Origin of the sequence: Arundinibacter roseus (assembly GCF_004348825.1) — a bacterium.
GTDB lineage: Bacteria > Bacteroidota > Bacteroidia > Cytophagales > Spirosomataceae > Arundinibacter > Arundinibacter roseus.
Genome location: NZ_SMJU01000006.1, coordinates 199,421 through 224,665, shown reverse-complemented (window position 1 = coordinate 224,665; position 25,245 = coordinate 199,421). Strand labels below are relative to the sequence as shown.

Here is a 25,245-nt window from a genome sequence, read left to right as displayed (position 1 = left end):
CCTAACGTATCAATCCTGATTCATTTTATCATTCCTACATGAACTACGCCGATCTCAATTCAAAACAGAAACTTGCCATTCATACATTAGGGGAACTAAAAGCCGTTGGCTATCGCCCTAAACCTATCAAACAGGAATTGAGGGATAATCTTATCCATAAAATTCAACGGAAAGAAGAAGTTTTTCCAGGAATTTGGGGCTATGAGGATACGGTTATTCCGGATGTTGAAAGAGCGATTCTTTCGATGCATAACATTAACCTTCTGGGACTTAGAGGGCAGGCCAAAACGCGAATTGCCCGCATGATGGTCAATTTGCTTGACGAATATATTCCGTTTGTGGAAGGCACAGATCTGAACGACGATCCGATGGAGCCTCTCTCCCGAATGGCAAAAGATATGGTAGAAGAGAAAGGCGATCAAACGCCTATTTCGTGGATGCATCGTTCTGAGCGCTATACCGAAAAATTAGCTACACCGGATGTATCAATTGCGGATTTGATTGGTGATGTGGATCCTATCAAGGCTGCTACTTTGAAACTCCCTTATTCAGACGAACGTGTGATTCACTTTGGTCTTATCCCTCGTTCGCACCGTGGTATATTTGTCATTAACGAGCTTCCCGATTTACAGGCGCGGATTCAGGTGGCTTTGTTTAATATTTTACAGGAAGGGGATATTCAAATCCGTGGGTTTAAACTACGCTTACCGCTCGATATTCAATTTGTATTCACGGCCAATCCTGAGGATTATACCAACCGCGGAAGTATTGTAACGCCTCTGAAAGACCGGATTGACAGTCAAATTGTAACCCACTATCCAAAAACTCTGGAAATTGGTCAGCGAATTACCGAGCAGGAGGCCGTAGTAAAAGCTGAACAAAAGGGAATGATTCGTACGAATCAGCTCATAAAAGTATTAATCGAACAGATTGCGTTTGAAGCTCGTGAAAGTGAATACGTAGATAGTAAGAGCGGAGTATCAGCCCGAATGACGATTTCGGCCTATGAGAGCCTGTTGAGCGCAGCCGAGCGCCGAGCTTTGCTGAATAGCGAAAAAGAGACGCACGTGCGCGTTTCGGACCTTTACGGCGTCGTTCCCGCAATCTGTGGAAAAGTGGAGCTGGTATATGAAGGTGAAGTGGAAGGTCCGGTAATCGTGGCGCAGAATTTGATTGGGAAAGCTATTCGTACTCAGTTTTTAAACTTTTTCCCAAATCCCGAAAAAGCCAAGAAAGCAAAGAAAAATCCATTTGGAAAAGTAGTCGATTGGTTTGGAGCTTCCAATGAAATGGATCTCATGAGCGACATGAGTAACCGGGAATATGAAGCACGTCTGAAAACTATTGAAGGATTGGACGATTTTGTGGACGAGTTTACGTCGCGTTTGGGCAAGGAAGAAAAACTTTTTATGATGGAGTTTGCGCTTCATGGCATGGCCGAATATTCGCTGATTGGCAAGCAGGCTCTGGATCGGGGCATGCATTTTAAAGATTTGGTAAGCAGTATGTTTTCCGGACCTGATGATGAAGACGATGACGATCAATTTGGATTTGACTTTGATGATGACGACGATGACGATACCAACCGTCCGTTTTAAATGATTTGTCGGTTCGACGGCTCAATAGAAAGATGATTTGATAGTTCAATTACAAGAAATGCCCGACCAAAATTTGGTCGGGCATTTCTTGTAATAACATTTTTTTAACAACTATTCCGGAGCACCATCATCTACTTTATTTGGTTCGCTCGTATCAATCAACGCATCGGGATCACCATTTACTTTAAGCTTGATTTTGGCTTCGAGCTCTTCCATCAACTCGGGGTTGTCTTTGATGAGCGCTTTCACCGCATCACGTCCCTGCCCAAGCCGATTTCCGTCGTAACTGAACCAGGAACCGGATTTTTTTACAATTTCCAGCTCAACCGCAAGGTCAATTATTTCTCCGGCCTTGGAAATACCTTCACCATACATGATGTCAAACTCAATTACTTTGAAAGGAGGTGCGAGCTTATTTTTGACAACCTTCACTCGCGTGCGGTTTCCAAGAATATTGTCAGCACTTTCCTTGATCTGACCTACCCGACGAATGTCAAGACGGATGGAGCAATAGTATTTCAGGGCGTTTCCACCGGTAGTTGTTTCAGGATTCCCGAACATAACTCCGATTTTTTCACGCAACTGATTGATAAAAATACAGCAGCAACCCGTTTTACTGATAACACCGGTAAGTTTACGCAGTGCCTGAGACATCAAACGTGCCTGCAAACCCATTTTGCTATCGCCCATTTCGCCTTCAAGCTCAGCCCGCGGAACAAGAGCCGCAACGGAGTCAATTACGATAATATCAAGGGCGCCGCTGCTGATCAAATGCTCGGTAATTTCAAGAGCCTGTTCGCCGCTATCAGGCTGAGAAATCAGCAGATTTTTGGTATCAATGCCCAGCTTTTCCGCATAGGAGCGGTCAAATGCGTGCTCTGCATCTACGATAGCCGCAAGGCCGCCTCTTTTTTGAGCCTCCGCAATGCAGTGCATGGCAAGCGTCGTTTTTCCGGAAGATTCCGGACCATAAATTTCTACGATTCTTCCCCTGGGCACACCACCGATTCCGAGGGCCAAATCAAGGCCAAGAGAGCCGGTTGAAATTGTGGGAACGTCCAGTACTTTGCTGTCACTGAGACGCATGACGGTACCTTTACCGTAGGTTTTGTCTAGTTTTTCGAGTGTAGTTTGCAGCGCCTTTAATTTGCTGTCTGCATCAACAGTTTGTGCCATAAAGGAAGTTTGAAAAGTTATTTTTGTTGGTCAATCAAGTAATGGCTTAACAGCCTTGTTTGCTTCTTTATTATAGTGTAAATATATGATTTATTTTTGATATAGGCAACTGCTTTTTGTATTATAATCAACACTTTTTGGCTGTGAAAGATCCCTTGCAAATACCATTCCTACTTGTGCTTATTTTCCTTCTGATAGGGTATCGAGGTTCACTGCCTGCGCGTGCTCAGCCTGACAATCGGGCGTTTGAAAATCGCCTTTCCCTTGATTCTACCCGGCGTTTAGATGTTCAGGTGGATATGCTGGGTTTTGTAAAAAACAACGAATATTTTAATTCGCATCAGGACGGCTACACGCTTTGGGGAACACAGCTTTCACCAGCTTTTGTATACCGCATTTCTCCTGCAATCTTACTGAAAGGTGGTGTTTTTTGGCGAAATGATTTTGGTGAAACTAGTCGTCCTGTCCTTCAACCACTGCTGACATTCAAGCTTTCTCATTCCAATTGGAATTTCCTCTTTGGGACGCTGGAAGGTAATCTTAGTCACCGATTGCCGGAACCTCTATATAATTTTGAGAGAGGGTTGACGTCACCCATTGAAAACGGTCTGCAAATTAATTATGTGAGTCCTGCTTCGTTTTTTGATTTTTGGATCAGCTATCCGCAAAACACGCTTCCGGGCTATGTGCGTCAGGAACATTTTTGGGGAGGATTATCAGCTCAGATTCCGCTTGTAAAATATACAGCCTGGGAGTTTTTGGTGTTACCGCACGTGACAGTTTTCCATGCCGGCGGTCAGGGCATTCGTACCAATCTTCCGGTCCGTACAACTACACAAGGTGCCATCGGTTTTCGTTGCAGGCGTTTTTTCTCATCGCCACTTTTTTCTTCACTTGATCTGGAACCTTACTTGCTGGGGAATTTGGATGGAACTACCACTCATAGAAATGGACAAGCGTTTTACATAAATTCGTCACTTAAAACCCGATGGGTAGACCTCATGCTGAGTTACTGGAACGGTACCCGTTACCGCTCCGACTACGGCGGTGATTTGTTTATTTCAGATTCCCGACGACTTAATTCGCCTTCATTTTGGCAACCGCACCGAAATTGGCTCATGCTGCGTTTCTCAAAAACTGTTGAACTTGGCGGAGGCCTGAGCCTTACTGCCCGTCTGGAACCTACGCTGGATCTGCAAACTCGAAAAATAGAACATTCCGAAGGTATTTACCTGCACTATACACTCAAAGAAAATCTCCTGAAAGAACAAAAAAACCTCCAAAACTGATCCTGCTCATCTTTTGCAAAATTAAAGCCCCGTACTTTTGCTAAAAATTAGTAGTCAAAAAATGTTAATTTAAATGGAAATCTTCCTCTTTTTTGTTGCGCATTGGTATCTTTCTTTACTGATGCAAACCTTTTTTCTGCATCGTTATGCGGCTCACAAAATGTTTACGATGAGCCCAACCTGGGAAAAAATCTTTTACACCCTAACATGGATTTTTCAGGGATCATCCTTTTTGAGCCCTTATGCTTACGGCGTCATGCATCGCCTGCATCATGCTCACGCAGATACCGAAGAAGATCCGCATTCTCCCAGTTTTTCGAGTAGTTTGTTTGATATGATGTGGAAAACGAAGAATTATTACAACAATATCCTGCATCACCGCGATTCCATTGAAGCAAAGTTCAAGAAGGGTGTTCCTCATTGGGCATTTATTGAAAAAATTGGCGATAATTGGTTGTCACGGCTTGGTTGGGGTGTTTTTTACATCTGGTTTTATGTACAATTTGCCACTGAGTGGTGGATGTTTTTGCTGTTGCCCATTCATTTTTTGATGGGGCCCGTACATGGAGTTATTATTAACTGGTATGCGCACCGGTATGGATACGTTAACTTTAAAGTAGACGATACGGCCAAAAACCTGCTTCCTTTTGATTTTTTGATGATGGGCGAATCTTATCACAACAATCATCATAAGTTTGGTGGAAGGGCAAATTTCGGTGTTCGCTGGTTTGAATTTGATCCTACGTATCCATTCATAAAATTACTTCATGCCCTGAAAATCATTCGATTAAAGCCTAATAACGATCTACACTATATGTAGTTTCCAGGAGTATTAGTATCTGATTTTATTTGGTGGGGAACAAGTACACCCACATCTATCGTTTTGAGCAAGGGGATAAAGGCTTGTGCAAGGGTTAAAAAATTAATTTTTACCCAAACGCACAGGCCTTTCCTGGCTTTCAAAACGATTTTTTATGATAAAAAAAACCATAGCAGTTCTCTTGCTCGTGCTGTTTTTAGTAGGCTTATTTTACCGCAACCTCGTTAGTTATGCATGGATGCAGGCAAGCGGGCAGGTAAAAATACTGATGAATGTAACGGATGTTGAGGATGTTTTACATGATGCCTCTTTCCCGGATTCGCTTAAACAGAAAATTCGACTCATTGAAGAAATCAAACAATTTGGCGTTGATTCGCTTGGTCTGAATCCTTCAAAAAATTACACCACATTCTATAATCAGCACGGAAAACCAATTTTGTGGGTACTAACTGCTTCGGAAAAGTATCAGTTGCAAGCCCGGGAATGGAAATTTCCAATTATTGGCACATTTTCTTATAAAGGCTTTTTTGACTCAACCCGAGCCGTACAGGAAGAAAAAGCGCTTATGGCCGAAGGACTTGATACTGAAATTAGTGAAGTTTCGGCATGGTCGACCCTCGGCTACCTTAAAGATCCCATTCTGTCCAGCATGCTTGCCCGTTCGGAAGGTAGTTTGGCCAACCTTATTTTGCACGAATTGACTCACGGAACGCTTTTCGTCAAAGACAACCTCGAACTCAATGAAAACCTGGCAAGCTTTGTCGGCGATTGGGGCGCAATTCGGTTTTTGACGCAGAAATACGGTGCCGAATCGGTTCAATTGAAAAAATATGAATTTTCTAAAAAATATAACGATGCTTACGCACAGCATGTGCTGCGCGGTGCCCGGCAACTTGATAGCTTATACAAACGTCTGCCAGGAGTTGATAGTTTGTCGAAGAAAGATTCACTCAAATACCGACTCATCCAACAGATTGTGACTTCGGCCGATACACTACTTGGGGGAACGCTGACGTTGAATAAGAAAAAGCCATCGGAAGAAACCAAACTGCCTAATAATGCGTATTTTATTGCGTACAAGACATATAAATCCAGGCAGAATATCTTTCGGGATGAGTTTGAGAACAAATTTAATCGTGACTTTAGAAAGTATTTATTGTATTTAAAGGAAAAATATCCTTCTCTATGAGTATTTCCAAAGTAAATAATAATCGTCGTTTTTACCTGTTGGTACTCCTGATTATGGCTGGCCTTAGCGTCATGGCTTTTACCATGCGCGACAGCTACCGGCGCGTGCCCAACAATAGCTTTGGTAAAGGCGAACGGCTCGAATATAGGGTACACTATGGTTTTATCAATGCGGCTGAAGCTAAGGTAGAAGTGAGCAATTCGATTGTGAAGGTAAACAATCGCCCCTGCTACCGCGTCAATGTGACCGGTCGTACGGTAGGTGCGTTTGATCTTGTCTCGCGTGTACGTGATCAGTGGCGATCGTACATTGATACTTCGGCGATTTTACCACAAATGTTTTACCGGAATATTCAGGAAAATAGCTACCGCAAAGAAGAAACCCTGACATTTAATCACGGCAGCGACGTGGTTTATGCAGAAGAAAAAGGGGAAAAGAAATCGTATAAAGTTCCCGACAATATACATGATGTCATCAGCGGCTACTATTTTCTTAGAACCATAAATTTTGACAAGATTAGTGAAGGGCAAATTGTAGAACTTCCTACGTTCTTTTCGGATGAGGTGTTTCCAATGCGGGTGCGATACCGTGGAAAAGAAGTAATAAAAACTAAGTTTGGAAGGATGAAAGTGTTAAAACTGAATCCGGTAATGCCTGAGAATAAGTTGTTTAAAGGCGAGAATTCCATTCGGATTTGGGTATCGGATGATGAAAACAAAGTGCCTGTAAAAGCCGAAGTAGACTTGTGGATCGGTGCGCTGGAAATGGATCTTAAATCGTACCGCGGTTTGCGAAATGAATTTATTATTCAGAAATAATCCATTTTCTTAATTCCTGAATCTGTCGGAAAGGAAACGGCAGATTATTTTTTTTGAGCGTTAAGTACTCCATTTTCTTTGCGCCAAAACTTTCGTAAAAATTCGCAATGTTCTCTATTTCAGGAGTTTCAAAGTCAAAAATCAGATTTAAATTCTCCTTTTCTTTAAAGTACTCATTTAATAAATAAGAACGGGCATTTCCTTTTCTTCCCGAGTTGTCGGCAGCATTAAAGATATAAATCCCACAGGTCGCTGTCTCAATTAGTAAAATTCCGGCACATACTTCCCCATTTTTTCTTACATACAAAAGCCTCCCAATTCCGTTTGATAAAAGATACTCTGAAAGTGTACGGAGTATGTGATACGCTTCGGGATGAACCCCCGAGGGGAGTTTTTCGGCGTGGTTTTGCTCAAATAGTGCAATCAACGGTTCAATATCCTCCGAAACTTCTGAATGCCAATCCCAGCGAACCGCCCGTGTCAGGTTTTTTCTACGATCCGGTTTATAGTTTTGATATATATCATCATAGGATTGATTTAATGATAGCCAGTGTGTAGAGAATAAACCAACCTGCGTAAATGGATAAGATGGTAAAATAGTAGCGAGCAGGTTGGTTTGCAAGGGATGAAATGCATACAGCGAGATATATCTGAAATGCCTGTGCAGTACTTTCAAAAATGAAAGTACTTGTTCTACTTCCAGATCTTTTTCAGAAAAAAAACCCAAAAACTGGCAAAACAGCGGCTGTTGAATGACGGTAATTCCCCATTTTTTTTTGATCGGAAGTGGTAGAATTATCTTGTATTGCGTGGTCGAAGGCCACACAAGTGCCTGCCAATTGGGTGATACACAGTCTAGGTAACCAGTATATGCGTAGGGAGATTGATAGACGGATTTTGTCAAAAGCGAATTCCAGGCGTGGTCATTTATTTCCTGCCGCTTCAACAAAATGGGCTCCGTCACTATTTGAAATAGCTGCGTAGTTTCAGAATTGTTTCTTCCACATCCGAATCCGAACCCATCAGTTCATTGACGCACTGAATCGAGTGAATAACCGTGCTGTGGTCGCGACCGCCAAAGTGGTAGCCGATGGATTTTAAGGGCAGATCCGTAAATTCTTTGGCCAAAAACATGGCTAGTTGGCGCGGATACACATTCTCTTTTTTCCGGCTTTTACTCTTCAAATCGGCAATACTGATGGTAAAAAAGTCGGCTACGATTTCCTGAATGGTATCAATTGTGACTTCTTTTTCCTCATTCATCACAATGTTTTTGAGCGTATTTTTTGCGAGCTCCACGTCGATATTCTGACGCGTAAGGGATGCTTGTGCCATCAGCGAAATAATGACACCTTCAAGTTCCCGCACGTTAGTGTTGACGCTATGTGCCACGTACTCAATTACATCGTATTCAATAAAAATACCTTCTGCCTGTAATTTTTTCTGGATAATAGCAATCCGGGTTTCAAAATCAGGAGTTTGCAAATCTGCCGTTAATCCCCATTTGAAGCGCGACAAAAGACGATCCTGCAATCCCTGCAATTCGCGGGGAGGGCGGTCGCTTGTCATGATTATCTGTTTACCAAGTTGATGCAGGTGATTGAAAATATGGAAAAACGTATCCTGCGTTTTTTCTTTTCCTGATAAAAACTGCACGTCATCAATCACCAACACGTCTACCTTCATGTAGAAGTCGGTAAAATCCTGCAAAACATTATTCCGAATAGAGTTGATAAACTGATTCGTGAATTTTTCGGAAGAAACGTACATCACCACCTTATCCTCAAAATGATTTCGGATATAATTGCCGATTGCCTGCACAAGGTGTGTTTTTCCCAAACCGACACCACCATAAACCATCAATGGATTAAATGATGTCAAACCAGGCCGTTGGGCTACGGCAAAGCCTGCCGAACGGGCCAATCGGTTGCAATCTCCTTCAATAAAATTGTCGAACGAGTAGTTAGGATTTAGATACGTATCGAGTTGCAGCGAGTCCTGATCTTTGGGTGCAGTTGAACCAAGTCGCGGATCTGTCTGAAAATTATCAGGTTTGGAGTTTTGGGGAGTTTTTACGGTTGGCACATTAACTGTACGGGGCTTGTGCCGCTCTGTCCCCGGATCAACGATGATGGAATATTCGAGCAGGCCATCACGCCCGATCGAAAAGTCGAGTGCTTTCCGTAAAAGGTGTACGTAATTATCTTCCAGCCACTCGTAAAAGAACTGACTAGGTACCTGAATAGTAAGTACCTTCCCATTTAATTTCAGGGGACGAATCGGCTCAAACCACGTTTTGAAGCTTTGATCCGGTATATTCTCCTGAATTACATGGAGGCACTTACCCCATACAAGGTCCACTTCGCGCGGAGGTGCAACTCTTTCCAAGGTGATACTTAGCTGGTCTGGTGTCATGTTCAATTTTAGGGAGCGCAAAGATAGTAAATAGATCAAGTGTCTCTCAAAACTGCCATGAATTTAACATTCCCTTTTTCCTAAATCAAGCCTCTCCCTAAAACTAACGGAATAATCCAACATGGTAAAAGGCCAAATCAAAATCGGCCTAGGAGGCAATCAAAAAAATGTAATATCAAATTTGTAGATTTGTCTGGATGAATAGTTGGTGCAATTTTTTCTTACTTTTTTATGAGTTTTTCGTTAGTGTCCGATTTTGGAAAAGCAGATAAATCTTCCTGGAAAAAGCAGGTAGAACAGGAACTGCGCGGCAGAACCTACGAAGACACGTGGTACAAACCGGCAAAAAATGTGTCCCTCGAACCCTATTTTGTCGCCGATGAAACTGAAAACAACTCCTTAATTGCGGATATTCGGGCTTGTCAGAAGAAAAATCCGGGTTGGTTGACTATTCCATCCATCCGATTCAATGATCCAAAAGTTACCAATGAGTTGATGCGCTATCAACTTGACCGTGGGGCAGACGGGATGTGGATCTCAGCCAGTGAAACCGGCCTCCTGAATTTAGAACTTTCAAAAACCCTACACACTATCCGCCTGACGGATACACCCATTTTTCTGGATTCATCCGAAAACCCCTCACAACTTATAGCCGAACTTAGCCGTAATTCTGCTTATTACCTCAAAGGCGGTCTTGTGTATGATCCATTAGCCAACTGGATGAAGCACGGCAAACCCTACGAAGCAGCTGTGCAAGCCGTGGCAGAAGGAATGTCGCTCACCAAAGCGATGAAAGAATTTCGATCCTATAAAGTTGAAAGTCATGTGTTTCATGAAGCAGGCGCTGATGTAGTGCAGGAGCTGGCCTTTACCATGGCCTCTTTTGTGACGTATATGGATTTGCTCACCGGGCAGGGAGTTTCAGCTCTATTGGCGGCAAACCGAGTGGTGTTTTCAATAGCTATCGGCACAAACTACCTGACCGAACTAGCTAAACTACGTGCCCTGCGCTATCTGTATCGGCAGGTTACGAGGGCATACGGCTTGCCTGACGAACTTTGTCAGGCATTTATACAGGCTCAGAGCTCGCGGTTCTATCAGTCTGTACATGCCCCGCATACAAACCTGGTGCGGCACACCGCCGAGGCCATGAGCGCAGTTTCGGGCGGTTGCGATGCCCTCACGATTTTGCCGTTTGATCAGGCTTCGTCCGAGCCCAGTGAGTTTTCAGAACGTATCGCCCGCAATATTTCGCTGGTTTTGAAACATGAAAGTTATCTGGAAAAAGTGGCTGACCCCGCCGGCGGTGCGTATTACCTGGAACTCCTTACCCAAAAAATAGCTACTGCGAGCTGGGATTTATTTTTAGAAATAGAAGAAAAAGGCGGTTTGGTACCTGCATTCCAGGAAAATTTTATTCAGGATAGGCTAGCTGTTGCCTGGACTGACCAAAAAGCTGCCTATCAATCAACCGAAAAACGAATCGTTGGCCAACCCAAACAGCACACTTTGTCGGAAACAGGATTGCCGGAGCGTAAGGAAAATAAAAGATCTTCGGTTCTGATTTCTACACTAAACCTTCTTCCATCCTATACACTGGATGACCTTTTTGCCTAACCTTTCGGCTATGAAACCACTATTTAAACCTCTTTTTCCGGGTGATCAACAAAAAAATGATGGCGGAAATAATTCAGAAAAACCATTTCCAACATCCGAAGGAATCAAACTGAAAACATGGTATGCTGGAAATGATACTCTAAATGCCAGTCACCTTGGATTTGGAGCGGGTATTCCGCCATTTTTGCGCGGACCCTATGCGAGCATGTACCTGCAGCGGCCCTGGACGATTCGGCAATACGCTGGTTTTTCAACCGCCGAAGAATCCAACGCTTTTTATCGACGCAATTTGGCGGCAGGCCAAAAAGGTCTTTCCGTGGCTTTCGATCTGGCGACGCACCGCGGCTACGACTCGGATCATCCGCGCGTGGAAGGCGACGTTGGCAAAGCGGGTGTTGCCATTGATTCGGTGGAAGATATGAAAATTTTGTTTGATCAGATTCCGCTGGACGAAATGTCGGTTTCCATGACCATGAACGGAGCCGTGATCCCGATTATGGCATTTTATATCGTTGCGGCCGAAGAACAGGGTGTTTCTCCCGAAAAATTAGCGGGTACTATTCAGAACGATATTTTGAAGGAGTTCATGGTGCGCAATACGTACATCTATCCACCCGAACCTTCGATGCGCATTATTGGCGATATTTTTTCATATACCGCCCAATTCATGCCAAAATTCAATTCCATTAGTATCAGCGGGTATCACATGCACGAGGCAGGTGCGCCGGCTCATTTGGAGTTGGCCTATACGCTGGCAGATGGGCTGGAATACCTCCGTACCGGGTTGCGGGCCGGGATGCAGATTGATCAGTTTGCGCCTCGTCTTTCGTTTTTCTGGGGAATTGGCATGAACTATTTTATGGAAATTGCCAAGCTTCGTGCCGGACGGGTTTTGTGGGCACAACTGGTAAAATCTCTGGGTGCAACTAATGATAAGTCGCTGGCTTTGCGGGCACACTGCCAAACGAGTGGATATAGCCTGACAGAACAGGATCCATTTAATAATATTGCCCGAACAACTCTGGAAGCCCTCGCTGCCGTGCAGGGGCACACGCAGTCTCTGCATACCAATTCGCTGGACGAAGCCATGGCTTTGCCCACAGATTTTTCGGCGGCAATTGCTCGCAATACGCAACTCTTTTTACAGCATGAAACCGACGTTTGCCGTTCCGTCGATCCCTGGGGTGGTTCATACTATGTAGAATATTTGACAGATGAGCTAATAAAAAAAGCTACTGAGCTCATTGAAGAAGTAGAGGCACTTGGAGGGATGGCGAAAGCGATCGAAACGGGATTGCCTAAAATGAGAATTGAAGAAGCGGCCGCCCGCAAACAGGCGCGGCTTGATGCGGGAAAAAGTATTTGTGTGGGTGTAAATAAATACCGACCAGATAGTGAAGAAGAAATTGACGTATTGTCCATAGATAATCAGGCTGTTCGAATGTCTCAAATTGAGCGGTTGCAGCAAATAAAAGCAAGCCGCGACGTAGAAAAAGTACAAGAAGCATTGCGTGCACTTACCGATGCCTGCACTGGCGAAGGCGGCACGCAGCTTGAAACCAATTTGCTGGCTTTGGCCGTCGAAGCTGCCCGTTGTCGGGCAACTTTGGGAGAAATTTCCGATGCCATGGAAAGCGTTTTTAGTCGGTATAAAGCAACAATCAGATCCATTTCAGGCGTGTATAAAGCAGAGATTTCAGACGACGAAAATTTCAGATTGGCCAAAGAAATGGCTGATCAATTTACCGAATTGGAAGGTCGCAGACCCCGAATCATGGTTGCGAAAATGGGGCAGGACGGCCACGACCGGGGCGCACACATTATCGCTACGAGTTTTGCTGACGTAGGATTTGATGTGGATATGGGGCCGCTTTTTCAGACACCTGCTGAGGTGGCGCGACAGGCTACCGAAAATGACGTTCACGTAGTTGGTGCTTCCAGTTTGGCAGCAGGACACAAAACCCTTGTTCCTCAGCTGATTGAGGAATTGAAAATACTCGGTCGGGAAGATATTATGGTCATTGCGGGAGGAGTGATTCCCGCGCAGGATTATCAGTTCTTGTACGATGCCGGAGTTAAAGGTGTTTTTGGGCCTGGAACCATAATTTCCATTGCTGCTCAAAAAATCCTGACTGAACTAATGAAATAGATTTTCAGGCTACAAAAGTCCGGCACTTTTACAGTATACTTGGAGTTGCTCTGCGTAGGTTTTTTCCATTTTTTCGCGGGTTTCGGAGGACCAGTTCAGTTCTTTTTCCATCAGATCACACACCACAGGCAGGCATTGTAGCGTGGCTTGCCAGTCGGTAATTTCCAGTCGCAGCCTACGGGCAAGGATGTCACGCGGCGAGACCGCCATTTCATGCTGAACTGCGTATATAACCTCTGCCCACAGATACGGATAAGCAGGTACTAATCGCTGCGCCAAATCCGGGTTTTGAGTGATCAAAGTTATAATTTCGGGATACCGCGAACCATACCTTCCATTGATCTGTCGGCAGGTTTCCTCGCTCAGGGCAGTTTGTTCTTTAATCAATTTCCAGGCTTCCGGCTCGTAGCCAATGCTCCCGGCAAGCGGGTAGTCTGCTGTAAGGCAAGCCTTATTTTCGCCAAATAATTCATCAACTTTATCCAGCGTATCTTTCGCCATCAGGCGGTAGGTAGTCCATTTTCCACCTAATAAACTTACCAAATTTGAAACGTCGTCGTGCTCCACTTCATGATCTCTCGTCAATCTTTTGGTCGATTTTGTGGGGTCAGCCGCCAACAAGGGTCGCAACCCGCCAAATCCCGCCTGTACGTCTTGTCGTTCCGGTAGTTTTTTTACATAAGGTCGTAATGTTTCCAACAAGAAATCGACTTCTTCCTCAATCAATATCGGTTCCAGTTCAGGGTTTTTGTACTCTGTATCAGTAGTACCAACCAGCAGTTTTCCCTCAAATGGAATCGCAAACACCACCCGACCATCGCTCGTTTTTGGAATCAGCATCGCATCGGTGCTGTTCAGCGTTTCAAATGGCAGTACCACATGCACGCCTTTACTTGGCCGCATACGAACAGGAAGCTTTGGATTGGCCATGTGTCGAATGGTATCGGCAAATGTACCTGTACAGTTAATAAATATACGTGATTGGATAGCAAAGGATTGATCGGAAAGTGTATCCGTGACCAATGCAGACGAAAGCTGTGAATCTTCATTTTTTACAAAACCAGTTACTTCTACATAATTGGCTACCACAACACCTTTTTCGGAGGCCGATTGTGCAAGCGCCAGGCAGTAGCGAGCGTCATCCAGCTGACCGTCGTAGTACAATACCGCGCTGTGCAGGGTTTCTTTACGAAGTGTAGGCATACGTTTCAGTACTTCCTTTTTGGTAAGCCATTTTCCTTTGGGGAGCGTAGAATCATTGGCAAACCAATCGTATATTTTTAATCCAATGCCATAATAAAGTCCTTCAAACCAGGAGAATACTGGTGTAAGTAAAGCCAGAGGATGCGCTAGATGCGGGGCATTTTTTAATACAATCCGGCGTTCTTCCAGCCCATGCCGAACTTGCTTTAACTGACCTAAATCCAGTTTCATAAAGGCTTGCTCCAAATAGCGTACGCCGCCATGTATGAGTTTGGTAGATCGGGAAGAGGTTTCTGACGCAAAATCTTTACGGTCTATTAAAGCCACTTTGTAGCCTCTGAGCGCAGCATCGAGGGCACATCCGGCCCCGCTCGCTCCTCCGCCGATAATACAAATGTCGAATGTTTCAGTGGAGAGTTGCGTTACATTTTTGGGGCGATTCATAGATATGCAGTAAATGAGCAAAGCAGGAGTAAGCCACAAATTTACACTCTTTTAAAGTGCAAAAAAAAGAAGCGATCGGGGAGGAACGTTCAAAGTTAAACGTATAGAGATGATGCGTTAAATGATTGTTTCCTTAATTTGAGCATAGCCCGATGCATCAGATTTCGAACAGTTTGCTCTTTTATAGCCAGCAAATTAGCTACTTCACGTACGGAATTGTTTTTGTAGTATTTCAATAAAACAACTTCTTTTTCCCGACGGGAAAGTACTTCCAGCATTTTATCCAAAAACAAGCAGGCATATTGCGCCGCTTCTTCCCGAATCAGCGCAGATTCAAAACACTCGGTCTGTGGCTGCCTCTCCGGCGATTCTTCAAGTATTGGCAACAGCATTTTTGCCTGTATATGCAGCCTGCGTCGCAGGGAACGGCATAAATAAAATTGTATTGACACCGAATCAGAAAGATTTTCCCGCATGCGCCACAAATCCAGAAAAAGGTCATGAACAGCATCCTGAACTGCCATTGGATCAGCACCCAGCCGTTTTCCGTAGGTTATGAGAATAGGGAAATAGGTAGAATATAGGAGTGAGAAAGCTTCTGAACTGCTGTTTTTGAAGTCTTTCCAAAGTATGAGATCTTCTGGTTTAAGAACTGATTGCATGGATTAGGTGACGATTGTCAATATTTTCACAACAAAAAAAAGAGCGCCCCCGACAAATTCGGGAGCGTCTAACCATTATCAATTAACCTATGAGAAAAAATCTTGAATCAGCATAATTAAGGATTTAAAAGTAAAAATAACTTTTAAAAACCAAATTCAAAAAATAAAGATAAAAAGATTACAAAAGTCATTGGAAACAGGCTCTTTTTTTGCAAAAATCGAGCATTTATTGCCAGGATATTGTTTTGCTGTTCGGCGTCAGATTCAGGAAGCTATTGAATTTTTCTTTGTATTTTTTTTCGTCTAGCTGATAAAAGTAAGCGCCTTTTTTGGACGCACTTTTGTCTTTTTCCCATAATTGAATCAGAAGGCCTGAGGCAAGAATCATACGTCGAAAATTACCTTTATCCAATTCGGTCTCAAAAATGGAATCGTATAGATTTCGCAGTTGTGTCAGGGTAAATTTTTCAGGAAGTAATTCAAAACCAATGGGATGAAGTGCTGCTTTATACTTCAACTTATTCTTGGCATAGGTGATCATATGTGCATGATCAAACAGAAGTTCAGGTAAATGTGAGATCGAAAACCACCGGGCTTCGTAGTCTGTCGAAATCTGATGCTCGTAATTATGAATATTAATTAATGCAAAATAAGTTACCGAAATTGTGCGCTCTACGGGATCCCGATCTACCTCACTGAAAACCTTCAATTCTTCCAGATACACATCGTGCATACCGGTTAATATAATCAAAATTCTCCGGGCAGCTTCGTCCAGCGTTTCCTGTGCATTGAGCAGTCCACCCATCAGCGCCCACTGACCTTTTCCAGGCTCAATGTGTCGTTTGACGAGCAAAACTTTCAGGCCGGTTTCGTCGTAGCCAAAAATGATACAGTCAATGGCAACCAACAGCCGGTCGCCGTGTGGATAGCGATAGGTTTCAGACATCGTGGAGTTTTTTTAGGTTAAGGGGAAGGTTGAACAATCGGGTCTTTGAATCAAACTATTTATTCTGTATTCATGGAAAGTAGATTTTTTGAACTTTCTGATTTACAGTACTTAAATATTTCAAACGTGCATTCATGAAAACACTTTTTATCCTTTCTGATTGGTGTTATACGCACCTCACTACCCGGAGAATGCTGCTGTTCCTCGTTTTGGTAATCGGGATTAACGTACTTTTATTTCCGGCTCTCCAAACTAAAATGGGGCAGGGAGCCGCAGCTGATGTTCTTGATTTACACATTGGATTTACCAAAGCGGAGGCAATGGAAGTTCTAACTATATTGGGTGAAAATGGACGGCAAATATATCTTTGGACGGAGCTACTGGCAGACGGTATATATCCAATTCTCTACACGCTGCTTTTTTTATCTATTTTATCCCTTATTTATAAAAAGATTTTGTTTCCGGCAAGTTACTGGCGATGGATTAACCTCGTACCATTGTTTATTTTGTTAGCTGATTACCTGGAAAACGTAGGGATTATAACGCTCATTACTACTTTTCCTAACTTTTCCGATCCGGTAGTTTGGCTTACATCTGCTGCCAATCAGATCAAATGGGGTGCTACTTTAATAACTAGTGTGGTCTTATTGGTAGGTGTGGGGCTTCTCCTGTTTAGAAAGAAACCCCTTACACCCTTAGGCTCGTAATACTGTGTTTTCTTCAATAAATTCGCCTTTTTCAAATGCAGTCAGGTTTTCGAGCGAGGTAATTGCAATTTGGGCAAGGGCTTCATCCGTAAAAAATCCCTGATGAGAAGTAATCAATACATTCGGAAAACTCATCAAACGCATCAGTGTATCGTCAGTAATGATCGTTTCAGAATGATCCTGAAAGAAAAAATCGGCTTCCTGCTCATACACGTCAATTCCCAAGTACCCTACTTTCCTAGATTTTAAGGCCTTAATAATGGCTTTGGTATCAATCAACGCACCCCGGCTGGAATTGATAATCATTACACCCTCTTTCATTTTATCTAACGTATCGGCCTGAATCAGATGATAGTTTTCCGGAGTCAGCGGGCAATGTAGAGAAACAATATCAGATGTTTTAAGTAACTCTTCCATCGAACTGTAAACGATGCCCTGCGCAATTAATTCTTTGTTCGGAAATGGGTCATAGGCCAGTACTTTGCAGCCAAATCCCTGCATAATTTTACAAAAAACCTGACCGATCTTACCCGTACCAATCACTCCAATGGTTTTCTGATACAAATCAAAACCATCCAGCCGATCCAACGAAAAATTCCCCTCCCGAACCCGGTTGTAGGCTTTGTGGGTTTTTCGATTCAAAGTCAAAATTAACGCCACGGCGTGTTCGGCCACAGCGTGAGGCGAGTACGCCGGCACTCGTACAATGGCCATTTTGGCTTTCTTGGCGGCATCAAGGTCTACATGATTGTAGCCTGCGCAGCGAAGTACGAGCAATTCAACGCCTAGTGCAGAAAGTTTTTCGATGACTTCGGCATCGAGCGAGTCGTTCACAAACGCACAAACTGCCCGAAATCCCTCCGCAAGCGGGACCGATTGACTTGTGAGCCGATTGTCAAAGTATGTGATCTCATGCGGGTAGTCTTGGCCATAGCGATCAAAATATTCGCGGTCGTAAGACTTGGTACTAAAAAGTGCGATTTTCATAAGAATGATAAATTTCAGTCCTCTAATTGAGGGGCATCATGAAAAAAAAAGTAGGCAAAAGGTAGCTTTGAAAAGGCATCAGGCTTTACGGATACTAAAAAAATGTATCTTGGGTAAAGTTATTATTCTTTATTCCTAAACAGAAGTCCTTACTAAAATTTTGGACGAACTTAACTCATGAAAAAAATACTAGTACTGACCGACTATTCTGCGGCAGCCCGTCATGCGCTGTTGTTTGCCATGCACATGTACCACGCACAGGCGTGTGAGTTCAGCCTCCTGCATAGCTATGCGCAGCTTCCCGAAGCCTCAGATTTTCTGGACGATCAGATTGGCAGAGATGCTCAGGCGATGATGAACGACTATGTAGAAGGGTTCAAGAAAGAATATGAACTAAATCCGTACCACGCACTTTCGGGAACGGCTATTGGAGGTAATATATACATTGCCGTTAGTGAATTGTACGCCAAGCAGCCAAGCGAACTTGTCGTTGTGGGAGCTACGGGCAATGGTGATAGTATTTGGCTGGGAAGTGTGGCAACCGAAATCATCCGAACGGCTCCTTGTCCGGTTTTGGTGGTGCCAATATCTGCTGCACTGCGGCCGCTTCAGGATTTTGTAATTGCAACGGACTATTCCAATTTCAAATCGCAAACCTTGTTTAAGCCTGTGGCGGAGGTGTTGGAGGCTGGAAAATCAAAGCTGGTTTTTTTGAGCATTCTGGAACCTGAACAGTCTGCAAAAGAGGTAGATCAGGAAAGGCAAGCGCTTTTAAATCAATACTTTGAAGATTTTGAACCTCTTCATTTTTTTATGAAAGATGACTCGACCCTGGAAGGAATCGAAGAATATTTGTCGAATCATCATACTGATCTACTGGTAACAGTTTCTCATAACCGGAGTCTGTGGGATGTACTGTTAAATCGAAGCACAAGCAGAATTCTTGCCTATCAGGCCGAAGTACCCCTTTTGGTGCTTACTGAGAACGTCTCCGATTCGTCGGAAGAATTACCGTCAAGTGAATGGGAATTACTTTAACATCAACAGCGTATGGAAACGATGAAAACCATTAAAAACATGCATTTTGAGCACATGCTCTGGCAAAATCAGCTGGAATTTAACCGCCGCGAACTTGCCATTTTTGAGCGTTTTTTAACCCAAAGAGAAGAAAAAATCCTGCCTCATAAACGGGCGGAATTAGTCGGTGAACTCCACCACTTTGTTCGTTTGGTCAATAATCTTCTGGCCGAAATTTCATCCAATGAAAAGCTGATGTGTATGGAAGTTAGAGCTGAACCTGTACCCAAAAACGAATTGAAGGAAGATTTTAAGTATTTACGGGAAGAAATGTTTTATTACGATCAGAATTACCGGCAATTCAAAAAAGATTTTCGGTCTTTTGCAGCCGCACTGGAAATTACATAAAGATGTAATTTATCTGTGACGATTTGTTTTTTTTTAGTCTAAGGAATTGTAGGGCACCTGAAAAGACCTAGATTTGGAAAAACATTTTCTAATAATACACTAAAAACAAAGAACTCATGGGATTGATGTCATTTTTTAAAGGAGTAGGAGAAAAAATATTCAAGAAGGAAGAAGTCGTTGCGGCTACTCCCGAAGTTGAACCCCTACGGGCCAGTGCCTTGCTTGCTCACGTAAAAGCACTTGGTTTGCCTTATAATACAATTGCCGTAAAAACGGCAGGCGATACAGTAATTCTGGAAGGTGAAACCGCTAAGCAGGAAGATTCAGAGAAAATTGCGTTGGCCGTTGGAAATGTAGAAGGAGTTGCCGTTGTGGACAACCGCATGACCGTTGCCGAACCTGCTCCCGAAGCGCAGTATCATACGGTTGAAAAAGGCGATACGCTTTCTAAAATTGCGAAAACATACTACAATGATATGATGAAATATCCGGTCATTTTTGAAGCAAACAAGCCTATGCTTTCGCATCCTGACAAGATTTATCCGGGTCAGGTTTTGCGTATTCCTGCTTTGTAAGAAGTAGAGTAACAGGCATTAAAAAAGGGCTTTGCATTCGTGCAAAGCCCTTTTTTAATGGTAAAAAATCAGTTCTTAAAATTCTTCCGTCGGTTTCGTTGAAAATCTTCCAGTACAAATCCCCCCAATCCCTGCAAATTGCTATAATAGGCCCGACCGTTATTTACTTTGGTGAACTTCTGTACAAATTCTTTCAGATAAGGATCAGACGCAATCATGAAGGTCGTAACCGGAATATCAAGACGGCGACATTGGGCGGCCAGTGTAAGCGTTTTGCTGACAATTTTGCGATCCAGTCCAAAGCTGTTTTTGTAGTAACGAATCCCTTCTTTCAGACAGGTCGGCTTGCCGTCCGTAATCATAAAAATCTGTTTGTTTCGGGTTTTCTTTCGCCGGAGCAAATCCATTGCCAGCTCAATTCCGGCTACGGTATTGGTATGATAAGGCCCAACTTCCAGGAAAGGAAGATCTTTAATCTGAATTTGCCAGGCGTCATTTCCAAAAACAATTATTTCGAGTGAGTCTTTCGGATATTTCGTTTTGATCAGCTCTGCCAGTGCCAACGCTACTTTTTTTGCCGGAGTGATGCGATCTTCTCCATACAAAATCATGGAATGACTAATGTCAATCATCATCACGGTTGATGTAGTTGTTTTCTGCTCTTTTTCAACTACTTCCAAATCATTTTCCATAAGAGTAAAATCGCCAATGCCGTGATTTACCTGTGCATTTTTGATAGATTCCGTCATAGAAATCTGATCGAGTGTATCTCCGAATTGATAGGATCGTACATCGCTGCTTAGCTCATCGCCAGCACCGGTAAATGGTGTGTGATGATTTCCGCCGGATTTTGAGCGTTTTAATTTACCAAAAATTTCTTCCAAAGCACTTTTACGAATACTTTGTTCACTTTTGGCGGTCATTGATACCTGCCCTTCGCCATCCTTTTCGGTAATGTACCCTTTTCGTTTCAGTTCATCATAAAAATCGCCAATTCCGTATTGGTCACTCGTCAGATTGTAGCGGCGATCCAGTTCGCTTAGCCACGACATAGCGTCAGACACGTTGCCGGACGACATCAGGAGCAGTTGCTGAAAAATGGACAGCAGTTGATCAAACTTGCTATTGGCGCCTTGTTCTTCGGGAATATATTTTGAAAAATGATGTCCAAGCATAGTATTCGTAGAGATTTGGATCAGGTGAGATGTTCTTCGTTTTTTAACGAATTTACTACTTGTTTGGTTTACACAAGATTTTGTTCAAGCAAAAACCCATGCTTCAAAAAGCAGAAAGGCAACCTCAAAGGTCGCCTTTCTACCACTAAACATAAGTAAAATCAGGCTTTTTCTCCACAAAACTCTTCAAATGCCATTTGAAGATGCTGAGCGATCATTTCGGCTGAGCGACCTTCAATATGATGACGCTCAATGAAATGAATCAGTTCATCGTCTTTGAAAAGCGCAATTGCAGGCGACGAGGGAGGATACGGTAAGGTATACTCGCGCATTTTGCTAACGGCTTCTCCATCAACACCGGCAAAAACGGTTACCAGATGATCAGGCTTAATTTCGCTACGGGAAAGTGCGGCTTTCACACCCGGACGAGCCGCCCCGGCTGCGCATCCGCATACGGAGTTAATCATCACGAGAGTCGTGCCCTCAGCTTTGGCCATGTAGTTGTCTACGTCTTCGGCAGAAAGCAGTTCGGTAAAACCTACGCTTGTTAGTTCGGCCTTCATAGGAGCCACTAAGTGGGGAGGATACATAGTATGTTTGTTTAAGGTTGAAGTAAAATGAAAAATTTATAAAGTATAAATAAAGGATTACTAGGGGATTACATAAATCCTAATTCGAGCTTTGCCTCTTCTGACATCATTTCGGTAGAGTAGGGCGGGTCAAAGGTCAGTTCGAGGCTTACATCGTTGACGCCCGGTACTTCCCGGATTTTCTGTTCTACTTCACCCGGCAAACTTCCAGCGGAAGGGCACGAAGGCGATGTAAGGGTCATAGAAACGTATACATTATTAATTGGGAAAATTTTGAGGTCATAAATCAGCCCAAGCTCGTATACATCCACCGGAATTTCGGGGTCGTAGACCGACTTGATTGCCTTCACAATTTCCTCCTTCAATTCCGCTTCGGTCAGGGTGCTATTTTCCATAGGTATAGGTTCTATTGGTTAATACTTTGATAGGCAAGGCCATAGGTTTTCATTTGTTTAACCATGCTCGCCAAACCGTTTGATCGGGTTTGAGCCAGGTGTTGATGCAGGCCGATACGCTCCATAAAGTATAGATCTGCCTGAGCAATTTCTTCGGGTTTATGTCCTGAAAGTACTTTCACAAGCATACTCACGAGCCCTTTTACGATAATAGCATCGCTATCCGCTTCAAATTTTAACACGTCATCTTCAATATAGGCATGCAGCCATACACGTGACTGACAGCCTTTGATGATATTTTCTTCGGTTTTGTACGCTTCATTCAGGGGAGCGAGCTGTTTGCCCATATCAATGATGTACTCGTATTTGCTTTCCCACTCGTCAAAGAGCGAAAAGTCCTCGATTAACTCGTCCTGAATTTCGTTTATCTGCATGATTTTTTAGTCAACTATTGTACTCAAAGGGCAATGAAACTCAGCCCAGCATCTTTTTAACTTTGTGCAGGCCCTGCACCAACCGATCGATTTCTTCGGTTGTGTTGTAAACAGCAAACGAGGCACGGGTGGTTCCGGCAATCCCAAATCGTTGCATGAGTGGCTGCGTACAATGATGTCCCGTACGGACGGCAATTCCCTGCTGATCGAGTAAAACACCAATGTCCTGATGATGAATACCTTCCATAACAAAGGAAACGACACTTACTTTTTGCTTTGCCTGTCCCACAATCCGCAGACCGTCAATGTCTTGCAGGGCATCCGTGGCATAGGTGAGCAATTCGTGTTCGTAAGCAGCAATGTGTGGTTTGCCAAGCGTATCTACATAATCAAAAGCGGCTTTGGCTGCCACTACGTCCGCAATGTTAGGCGTACCGGCTTCAAACTTATAAGGAAGTTCGTTGTAGGTAGTTTTTTCAAACGTAACCTCCTTAATCATTTCTCCGCCACCCCGATACGGCGGCATAGCGTCCAGCAATTCCTTTTTGCCATATAACGTACCCATGCCTGTGGGGCCGTACAGTTTGTGAAGCGAAAATGTATAAAAATCACAATCAAGCGCCTGCACATCCAAATCAATGTGTGCCGTTGCCTGCGCCCCGTCAATCAGTACTTTGGCACCAACTGCATGCGCTTTTTGGATAATCTCAGCCACAGGATTTATGGTGCCCAATGCGTTGGATACATGTACTACTGACACAAATTTAGTGCGCTCAGAAAGCATATTTTCGTATTCGTCCATAAGCAATTCCCCTTCGTCATTAATGGGAATGACCCGTAGAACGGCGCCGGTTTCTTCACAGACCATTTGCCAGGGTACAATATTGGAATGATGTTCCATCGTACTGATAATCACTTCATCACCAGCTTTCAGGAATGCTCTGCCGTAGGTCTGCGCCACCAGATTTATGCTGTCGGTTGTGCCGTAGGTAAAGATAATTTCCTCCGAAAGCCGGGCATTTAAAAATTCCTGAATGCGACGCCGTGTGGCTTCAAATTCAGACGTGGCTTTTTCGGCCAAATGATGAATGCCGCGGTGAATATTGGCGTTGCTGTGCTCGTAATAACCCAGCAGGGCGTCGAGCACCTGCCGGGGTTTTTGGGTAGTAGCTGCGTTGTCAAAATAGACCAGCGGTTTCCCGTTTATAACTTCATTCAGAATCGGAAAGTCCGCTCTGATTTGTTGAATATTCAAGTTTTCTGACATGTTTCAGATCCTGTTCAAGGAGTATTCCCGGCCTGATTCTCAACAGGTTCAGGAAAGTTTTTTTAGAATTATTCCTTCGAGATATTCCCGAATGGATTCGATCTTTATTTGGCTGATCACGTCCTCGCAAAAGGCAAACATCAGCAGGCTAAGCGCTTCTGGTTTTGAAATTCCCCGCGAACGCATGTAAAACAGCGCTTCCTCATCCAGCTGTCCGGTAGTTGTACCGTGTGAACATTTTACATCATCCGCAAAAATTTCCAGCTGAGGTTTTGTATTCATCGTTGCTTCCGTAGAAAGGACCACGTTTTTGCAGGATTGAAAAGCGTTGGTTTTCTGAGCGTCTTCACGCACGAAGATTTTACCATTAAACACTCCCGTCGATTTGCCTCTCAAAACCCCTTTGTACAACTCGTTGCTTTGGGAGTTTGGCTTGCGGTGATCAGCAATTGTGTGATTGTCAATATGTTGCTTGCCGTCTGGGAAATAAAGTCCGTACATAAAAGCCTCGCAATGCTCACCGTCCAGAGCAATATTGAGGTTATTCCGGATAAACCCACCGTTCAGCGAAACTGTTGCGGCATAAAAATGTCCATTGTCCGAAACCCGCACCTGCGTCGTTCCGACGTGATACGCCTGATCGCTTTCGTTTTGTACCTTATAGTACTGTACACGCGCTTCGGGCGCCATGTGAATTTCGGTCACACTGTTGGTAAACGAATGCGCATCGCCAACGGTCATGAAGGTTTCGGTGATGAGGAGTTCGGCATTTTTCTCAATGATAAACAGATTTCGAGGCTGCGTGCCGACATTTTGCTGCCGGGTATCATTAATAAAATGCAGGATCACGGGTTGTTCAACCACTGCTCCTGCCGGAACGTGAAGAAACAAGCCCTCGCCGGCAAAAGCCGTATTGAGTGCCGTGAAGGCTTCGGTGGTAGCATCGGCAAGCGTCCCAAAATGAGCCTCAAATACCTCCGCTTGTGTTTCGACCGCTTCCTGTAACGGCAAAATAGTTAGCTGTTCGGCAGGAGAAACGATCGTTGAAAGTCCGGCTTCGTATTTTCCATTAATAAAAAAAAGTACGTTTCCGCTTAGATTTGGAATGCGGACATCGTTCAGCAAGTCGGCAGTAATGGCATGTGCAGCCTCAAAATCATAAGTCTGACTAATCAGATTCTTGACGTTGCTGTATTTCCATTCTTCGTTTCGGGGAGTTGGAAATCCGAGCGTTTCAAATGTATGTAAAGCCTTGCGTTTGGCTTGATGAAAGGACGTTTGAGCCTTCCCGTTTATAGCTTTCTCCCGACTATTAAAATCGGCAATAAGCTGTGATTTAAGATCTATGGTTTCGGTACTCATGT

24 protein-coding genes are annotated in these 25,245 nt (G+C 43.8%); 11 read left to right on the top strand and 13 right to left on the bottom strand.

All coding sequences use genetic code 11. From position 1 onward, the window contains the following. The first annotated feature begins 38 nt into the window (after positions 1-38). The gene (locus EZE20_RS10960; RefSeq protein ID WP_132117479.1) at positions 39-1,598 is read left to right on the top strand and encodes a P-loop NTPase family protein; all 1,560 of its coding nucleotides are present in this window, start codon (positions 39-41) and stop codon (positions 1,596-1,598) included. A 111-nt stretch (positions 1,599-1,709) separates the two neighbouring features. Here EZE20_RS10960 and recA read toward each other — a convergent pair whose 3' ends face one another. Continuing rightward, positions 1,710-2,774, bottom strand: coding sequence for a recombinase RecA (recA, locus tag EZE20_RS10955; protein WP_132117477.1), 1,065 nt, complete (start codon positions 2,772-2,774; stop codon positions 1,710-1,712). Between the two features lie 176 nt (positions 2,775-2,950). Between recA and EZE20_RS10950 the strand changes: the two genes are divergently transcribed. From EZE20_RS10950 to EZE20_RS10935, 4 genes are all read left to right on the top strand, one after another. Continuing rightward, positions 2,951-4,063 (top strand): hypothetical protein, encoded by a 1,113-nt coding sequence (locus EZE20_RS10950; RefSeq protein ID WP_132117475.1) that lies wholly within the window; start codon positions 2,951-2,953, stop codon positions 4,061-4,063. 73 nt (positions 4,064-4,136) lie between these two features. Next, the gene (locus tag EZE20_RS10945; protein WP_132117473.1) at positions 4,137-4,883 is read left to right on the top strand and encodes an acyl-CoA desaturase; all 747 of its coding nucleotides are present in this window, start codon (positions 4,137-4,139) and stop codon (positions 4,881-4,883) included. Between the two features lie 154 nt (positions 4,884-5,037). Continuing rightward, positions 5,038-6,072, top strand: coding sequence for an aminopeptidase (locus EZE20_RS10940; RefSeq protein ID WP_132117471.1), 1,035 nt, complete (start codon positions 5,038-5,040; stop codon positions 6,070-6,072). Beyond that, the gene (locus tag EZE20_RS10935) at positions 6,069-6,890 is read left to right on the top strand and encodes a DUF3108 domain-containing protein (protein WP_394345647.1); all 822 of its coding nucleotides are present in this window, start codon (positions 6,069-6,071) and stop codon (positions 6,888-6,890) included. Before EZE20_RS10940 ends, EZE20_RS10935 begins: the two co-directional genes overlap by 4 nt. Here the strand turns inward: EZE20_RS10935 and EZE20_RS10930 are convergent. Both EZE20_RS10930 and dnaA read right to left on the bottom strand, forming a co-directional pair. After that, entirely contained in the window at positions 6,877-7,854 is a 978-nt protein-coding gene (locus tag EZE20_RS10930) for a GNAT family N-acetyltransferase (protein ID WP_165933455.1), read from the bottom strand. The genes EZE20_RS10935 and EZE20_RS10930 overlap by 14 nt on opposite strands. Further along, positions 7,854-9,305: a chromosomal replication initiator protein DnaA gene (gene dnaA / locus EZE20_RS10925; RefSeq protein WP_132117467.1), complete on the bottom strand. Its 1,452-nt coding sequence runs from the start codon at positions 9,303-9,305 to the stop codon at positions 7,854-7,856. The genes EZE20_RS10930 and dnaA overlap by 1 nt, the downstream gene beginning before the upstream one ends. Positions 9,306-9,536: 231 nt before the next feature. On the opposite strand from dnaA, the gene EZE20_RS10920 reads away from it, so the two are divergent. Beyond that, a complete protein-coding gene (locus EZE20_RS10920; protein WP_132117465.1) occupies positions 9,537-10,922 on the top strand; it encodes a methylmalonyl-CoA mutase family protein in 1,386 nt (461 codons plus the stop codon). A gap of 10 nt (positions 10,923-10,932) precedes the next feature. Beyond that, the gene (scpA, locus tag EZE20_RS10915) at positions 10,933-13,071 is read left to right on the top strand and encodes a methylmalonyl-CoA mutase (RefSeq protein ID WP_132117463.1); all 2,139 of its coding nucleotides are present in this window, start codon (positions 10,933-10,935) and stop codon (positions 13,069-13,071) included. A gap of 9 nt (positions 13,072-13,080) precedes the next feature. Here scpA and EZE20_RS10910 read toward each other — a convergent pair whose 3' ends face one another. The 3 genes from EZE20_RS10910 to EZE20_RS10900 form a co-directional block, all read right to left on the bottom strand. Next, positions 13,081-14,718, bottom strand: coding sequence for a glycerol-3-phosphate dehydrogenase/oxidase (locus EZE20_RS10910; RefSeq protein ID WP_132117461.1), 1,638 nt, complete (start codon positions 14,716-14,718; stop codon positions 13,081-13,083). Positions 14,719-14,813: 95 nt separating this feature from the next. Then, positions 14,814-15,380, bottom strand: coding sequence for an RNA polymerase sigma factor (locus tag EZE20_RS10905; RefSeq protein ID WP_132117459.1), 567 nt, complete (start codon positions 15,378-15,380; stop codon positions 14,814-14,816). Positions 15,381-15,606: 226 nt separating this feature from the next. Further along, positions 15,607-16,326 (bottom strand): NUDIX hydrolase, encoded by a 720-nt coding sequence (locus EZE20_RS10900; RefSeq protein ID WP_132117457.1) that lies wholly within the window; start codon positions 16,324-16,326, stop codon positions 15,607-15,609. 134 nt (positions 16,327-16,460) lie between these two features. On the opposite strand from EZE20_RS10900, the gene EZE20_RS10895 reads away from it, so the two are divergent. After that, positions 16,461-17,033 (top strand): hypothetical protein, encoded by a 573-nt coding sequence (locus tag EZE20_RS10895; protein ID WP_132117455.1) that lies wholly within the window; start codon positions 16,461-16,463, stop codon positions 17,031-17,033. Here the strand turns inward: EZE20_RS10895 and EZE20_RS10890 are convergent. Next, positions 17,022-18,020 (bottom strand): 2-hydroxyacid dehydrogenase, encoded by a 999-nt coding sequence (locus tag EZE20_RS10890; RefSeq protein WP_132117453.1) that lies wholly within the window; start codon positions 18,018-18,020, stop codon positions 17,022-17,024. The two genes, EZE20_RS10895 and EZE20_RS10890, sit on opposite strands and share 12 nt — an antisense overlap. A gap of 177 nt (positions 18,021-18,197) precedes the next feature. Here EZE20_RS10890 and EZE20_RS10885 point away from each other — a divergent pair, with 177 nt between their 5' ends. The 3 genes from EZE20_RS10885 to lysM all read left to right on the top strand — a co-directional run bounded on the left by EZE20_RS10885 (position 18,198) and on the right by lysM (position 20,020). Next, positions 18,198-19,058: a universal stress protein gene (locus EZE20_RS10885; protein WP_132117451.1), complete on the top strand. Its 861-nt coding sequence runs from the start codon at positions 18,198-18,200 to the stop codon at positions 19,056-19,058. A 12-nt stretch (positions 19,059-19,070) separates the two neighbouring features. Continuing rightward, complete coding sequence (locus EZE20_RS10880) at positions 19,071-19,445, top strand: hypothetical protein (protein ID WP_132117449.1); 375 nt, start codon at positions 19,071-19,073, stop codon at positions 19,443-19,445. Between the two features lie 116 nt (positions 19,446-19,561). Beyond that, the gene (lysM, locus tag EZE20_RS10875) at positions 19,562-20,020 is read left to right on the top strand and encodes a peptidoglycan-binding protein LysM (protein ID WP_132117447.1); all 459 of its coding nucleotides are present in this window, start codon (positions 19,562-19,564) and stop codon (positions 20,018-20,020) included. A 68-nt stretch (positions 20,021-20,088) separates the two neighbouring features. Here the strand turns inward: lysM and EZE20_RS10870 are convergent, their stop codons facing one another. From EZE20_RS10870 to sufD, 6 genes are all read right to left on the bottom strand, one after another. Further along, a complete protein-coding gene (locus EZE20_RS10870; RefSeq protein ID WP_132117445.1) occupies positions 20,089-21,195 on the bottom strand; it encodes a vWA domain-containing protein in 1,107 nt (368 codons plus the stop codon). A gap of 161 nt (positions 21,196-21,356) precedes the next feature. Then, positions 21,357-21,785: a BrxA/BrxB family bacilliredoxin gene (locus EZE20_RS10865; protein ID WP_132117443.1), complete on the bottom strand. Its 429-nt coding sequence runs from the start codon at positions 21,783-21,785 to the stop codon at positions 21,357-21,359. Between the two features lie 68 nt (positions 21,786-21,853). Beyond that, on the bottom strand, positions 21,854-22,165 hold the full coding sequence (locus tag EZE20_RS10860; protein ID WP_132117786.1) for an SUF system Fe-S cluster assembly protein: 312 nt from the start codon (positions 22,163-22,165) through the stop codon (positions 21,854-21,856). A 26-nt stretch (positions 22,166-22,191) separates the two neighbouring features. Further along, positions 22,192-22,614 carry a SufE family protein gene (locus EZE20_RS10855; protein ID WP_132117441.1) on the bottom strand — a complete coding sequence of 141 codons (423 nt, stop codon included), beginning with the start codon at positions 22,612-22,614 and terminating at the stop codon, positions 22,192-22,194. A gap of 40 nt (positions 22,615-22,654) precedes the next feature. After that, positions 22,655-23,881, bottom strand: a complete 1,227-nt coding sequence (locus EZE20_RS10850) for a cysteine desulfurase (RefSeq protein WP_132117439.1) — start codon at positions 23,879-23,881, stop codon at positions 22,655-22,657. Positions 23,882-23,929: 48 nt separating this feature from the next. Next, positions 23,930-25,243 carry a Fe-S cluster assembly protein SufD gene (gene sufD / locus EZE20_RS10845; RefSeq protein WP_132117437.1) on the bottom strand — a complete coding sequence of 438 codons (1,314 nt, stop codon included), beginning with the start codon at positions 25,241-25,243 and terminating at the stop codon, positions 23,930-23,932. Between the last annotated feature and the right edge of the window lie 2 nt (positions 25,244-25,245).

What these genes read in the sequence shown, in the direction of transcription:
- EZE20_RS10960 (WP_132117479.1), top strand. Translation starts at nt 39, where the DNA reads ATGAACTACGCCGATCTCAATTCAAAACAGAAACTTGCCATTCATACA.
- recA (WP_132117477.1), bottom strand. Translation starts at nt 2,774, where the DNA reads ATGGCACAAACTGTTGATGCAGACAGCAAATTAAAGGCGCTGCAAACT.
- EZE20_RS10945 (WP_132117473.1), top strand. Translation starts at nt 4,137, where the DNA reads ATGGAAATCTTCCTCTTTTTTGTTGCGCATTGGTATCTTTCTTTACTG.
- EZE20_RS10940 (WP_132117471.1), top strand. Translation starts at nt 5,038, where the DNA reads ATGATAAAAAAAACCATAGCAGTTCTCTTGCTCGTGCTGTTTTTAGTA.
- EZE20_RS10935 (WP_394345647.1), top strand. Translation starts at nt 6,069, where the DNA reads ATGAGTATTTCCAAAGTAAATAATAATCGTCGTTTTTACCTGTTGGTA.
- dnaA (WP_132117467.1), bottom strand. Translation starts at nt 9,305, where the DNA reads ATGACACCAGACCAGCTAAGTATCACCTTGGAAAGAGTTGCACCTCCG.
- EZE20_RS10920 (WP_132117465.1), top strand. Translation starts at nt 9,537, where the DNA reads ATGAGTTTTTCGTTAGTGTCCGATTTTGGAAAAGCAGATAAATCTTCC.
- scpA (WP_132117463.1), top strand. Translation starts at nt 10,933, where the DNA reads ATGAAACCACTATTTAAACCTCTTTTTCCGGGTGATCAACAAAAAAAT.
- EZE20_RS10910 (WP_132117461.1), bottom strand. Translation starts at nt 14,718, where the DNA reads ATGAATCGCCCCAAAAATGTAACGCAACTCTCCACTGAAACATTCGAC.
- EZE20_RS10905 (WP_132117459.1), bottom strand. Translation starts at nt 15,380, where the DNA reads ATGCAATCAGTTCTTAAACCAGAAGATCTCATACTTTGGAAAGACTTC.
- EZE20_RS10900 (WP_132117457.1), bottom strand. Translation starts at nt 16,326, where the DNA reads ATGTCTGAAACCTATCGCTATCCACACGGCGACCGGCTGTTGGTTGCC.
- EZE20_RS10895 (WP_132117455.1), top strand. Translation starts at nt 16,461, where the DNA reads ATGAAAACACTTTTTATCCTTTCTGATTGGTGTTATACGCACCTCACT.
- EZE20_RS10890 (WP_132117453.1), bottom strand. Translation starts at nt 18,020, where the DNA reads ATGAAAATCGCACTTTTTAGTACCAAGTCTTACGACCGCGAATATTTT.
- EZE20_RS10885 (WP_132117451.1), top strand. Translation starts at nt 18,198, where the DNA reads ATGAAAAAAATACTAGTACTGACCGACTATTCTGCGGCAGCCCGTCAT.
- EZE20_RS10880 (WP_132117449.1), top strand. Translation starts at nt 19,071, where the DNA reads ATGGAAACGATGAAAACCATTAAAAACATGCATTTTGAGCACATGCTC.
- lysM (WP_132117447.1), top strand. Translation starts at nt 19,562, where the DNA reads ATGGGATTGATGTCATTTTTTAAAGGAGTAGGAGAAAAAATATTCAAG.
- EZE20_RS10870 (WP_132117445.1), bottom strand. Translation starts at nt 21,195, where the DNA reads ATGCTTGGACATCATTTTTCAAAATATATTCCCGAAGAACAAGGCGCC.
- EZE20_RS10865 (WP_132117443.1), bottom strand. Translation starts at nt 21,785, where the DNA reads ATGTATCCTCCCCACTTAGTGGCTCCTATGAAGGCCGAACTAACAAGC.
- EZE20_RS10855 (WP_132117441.1), bottom strand. Translation starts at nt 22,614, where the DNA reads ATGCAGATAAACGAAATTCAGGACGAGTTAATCGAGGACTTTTCGCTC.
- EZE20_RS10850 (WP_132117439.1), bottom strand. Translation starts at nt 23,881, where the DNA reads ATGTCAGAAAACTTGAATATTCAACAAATCAGAGCGGACTTTCCGATT.
- sufD (WP_132117437.1), bottom strand. Translation starts at nt 25,243, where the DNA reads ATGAGTACCGAAACCATAGATCTTAAATCACAGCTTATTGCCGATTTT.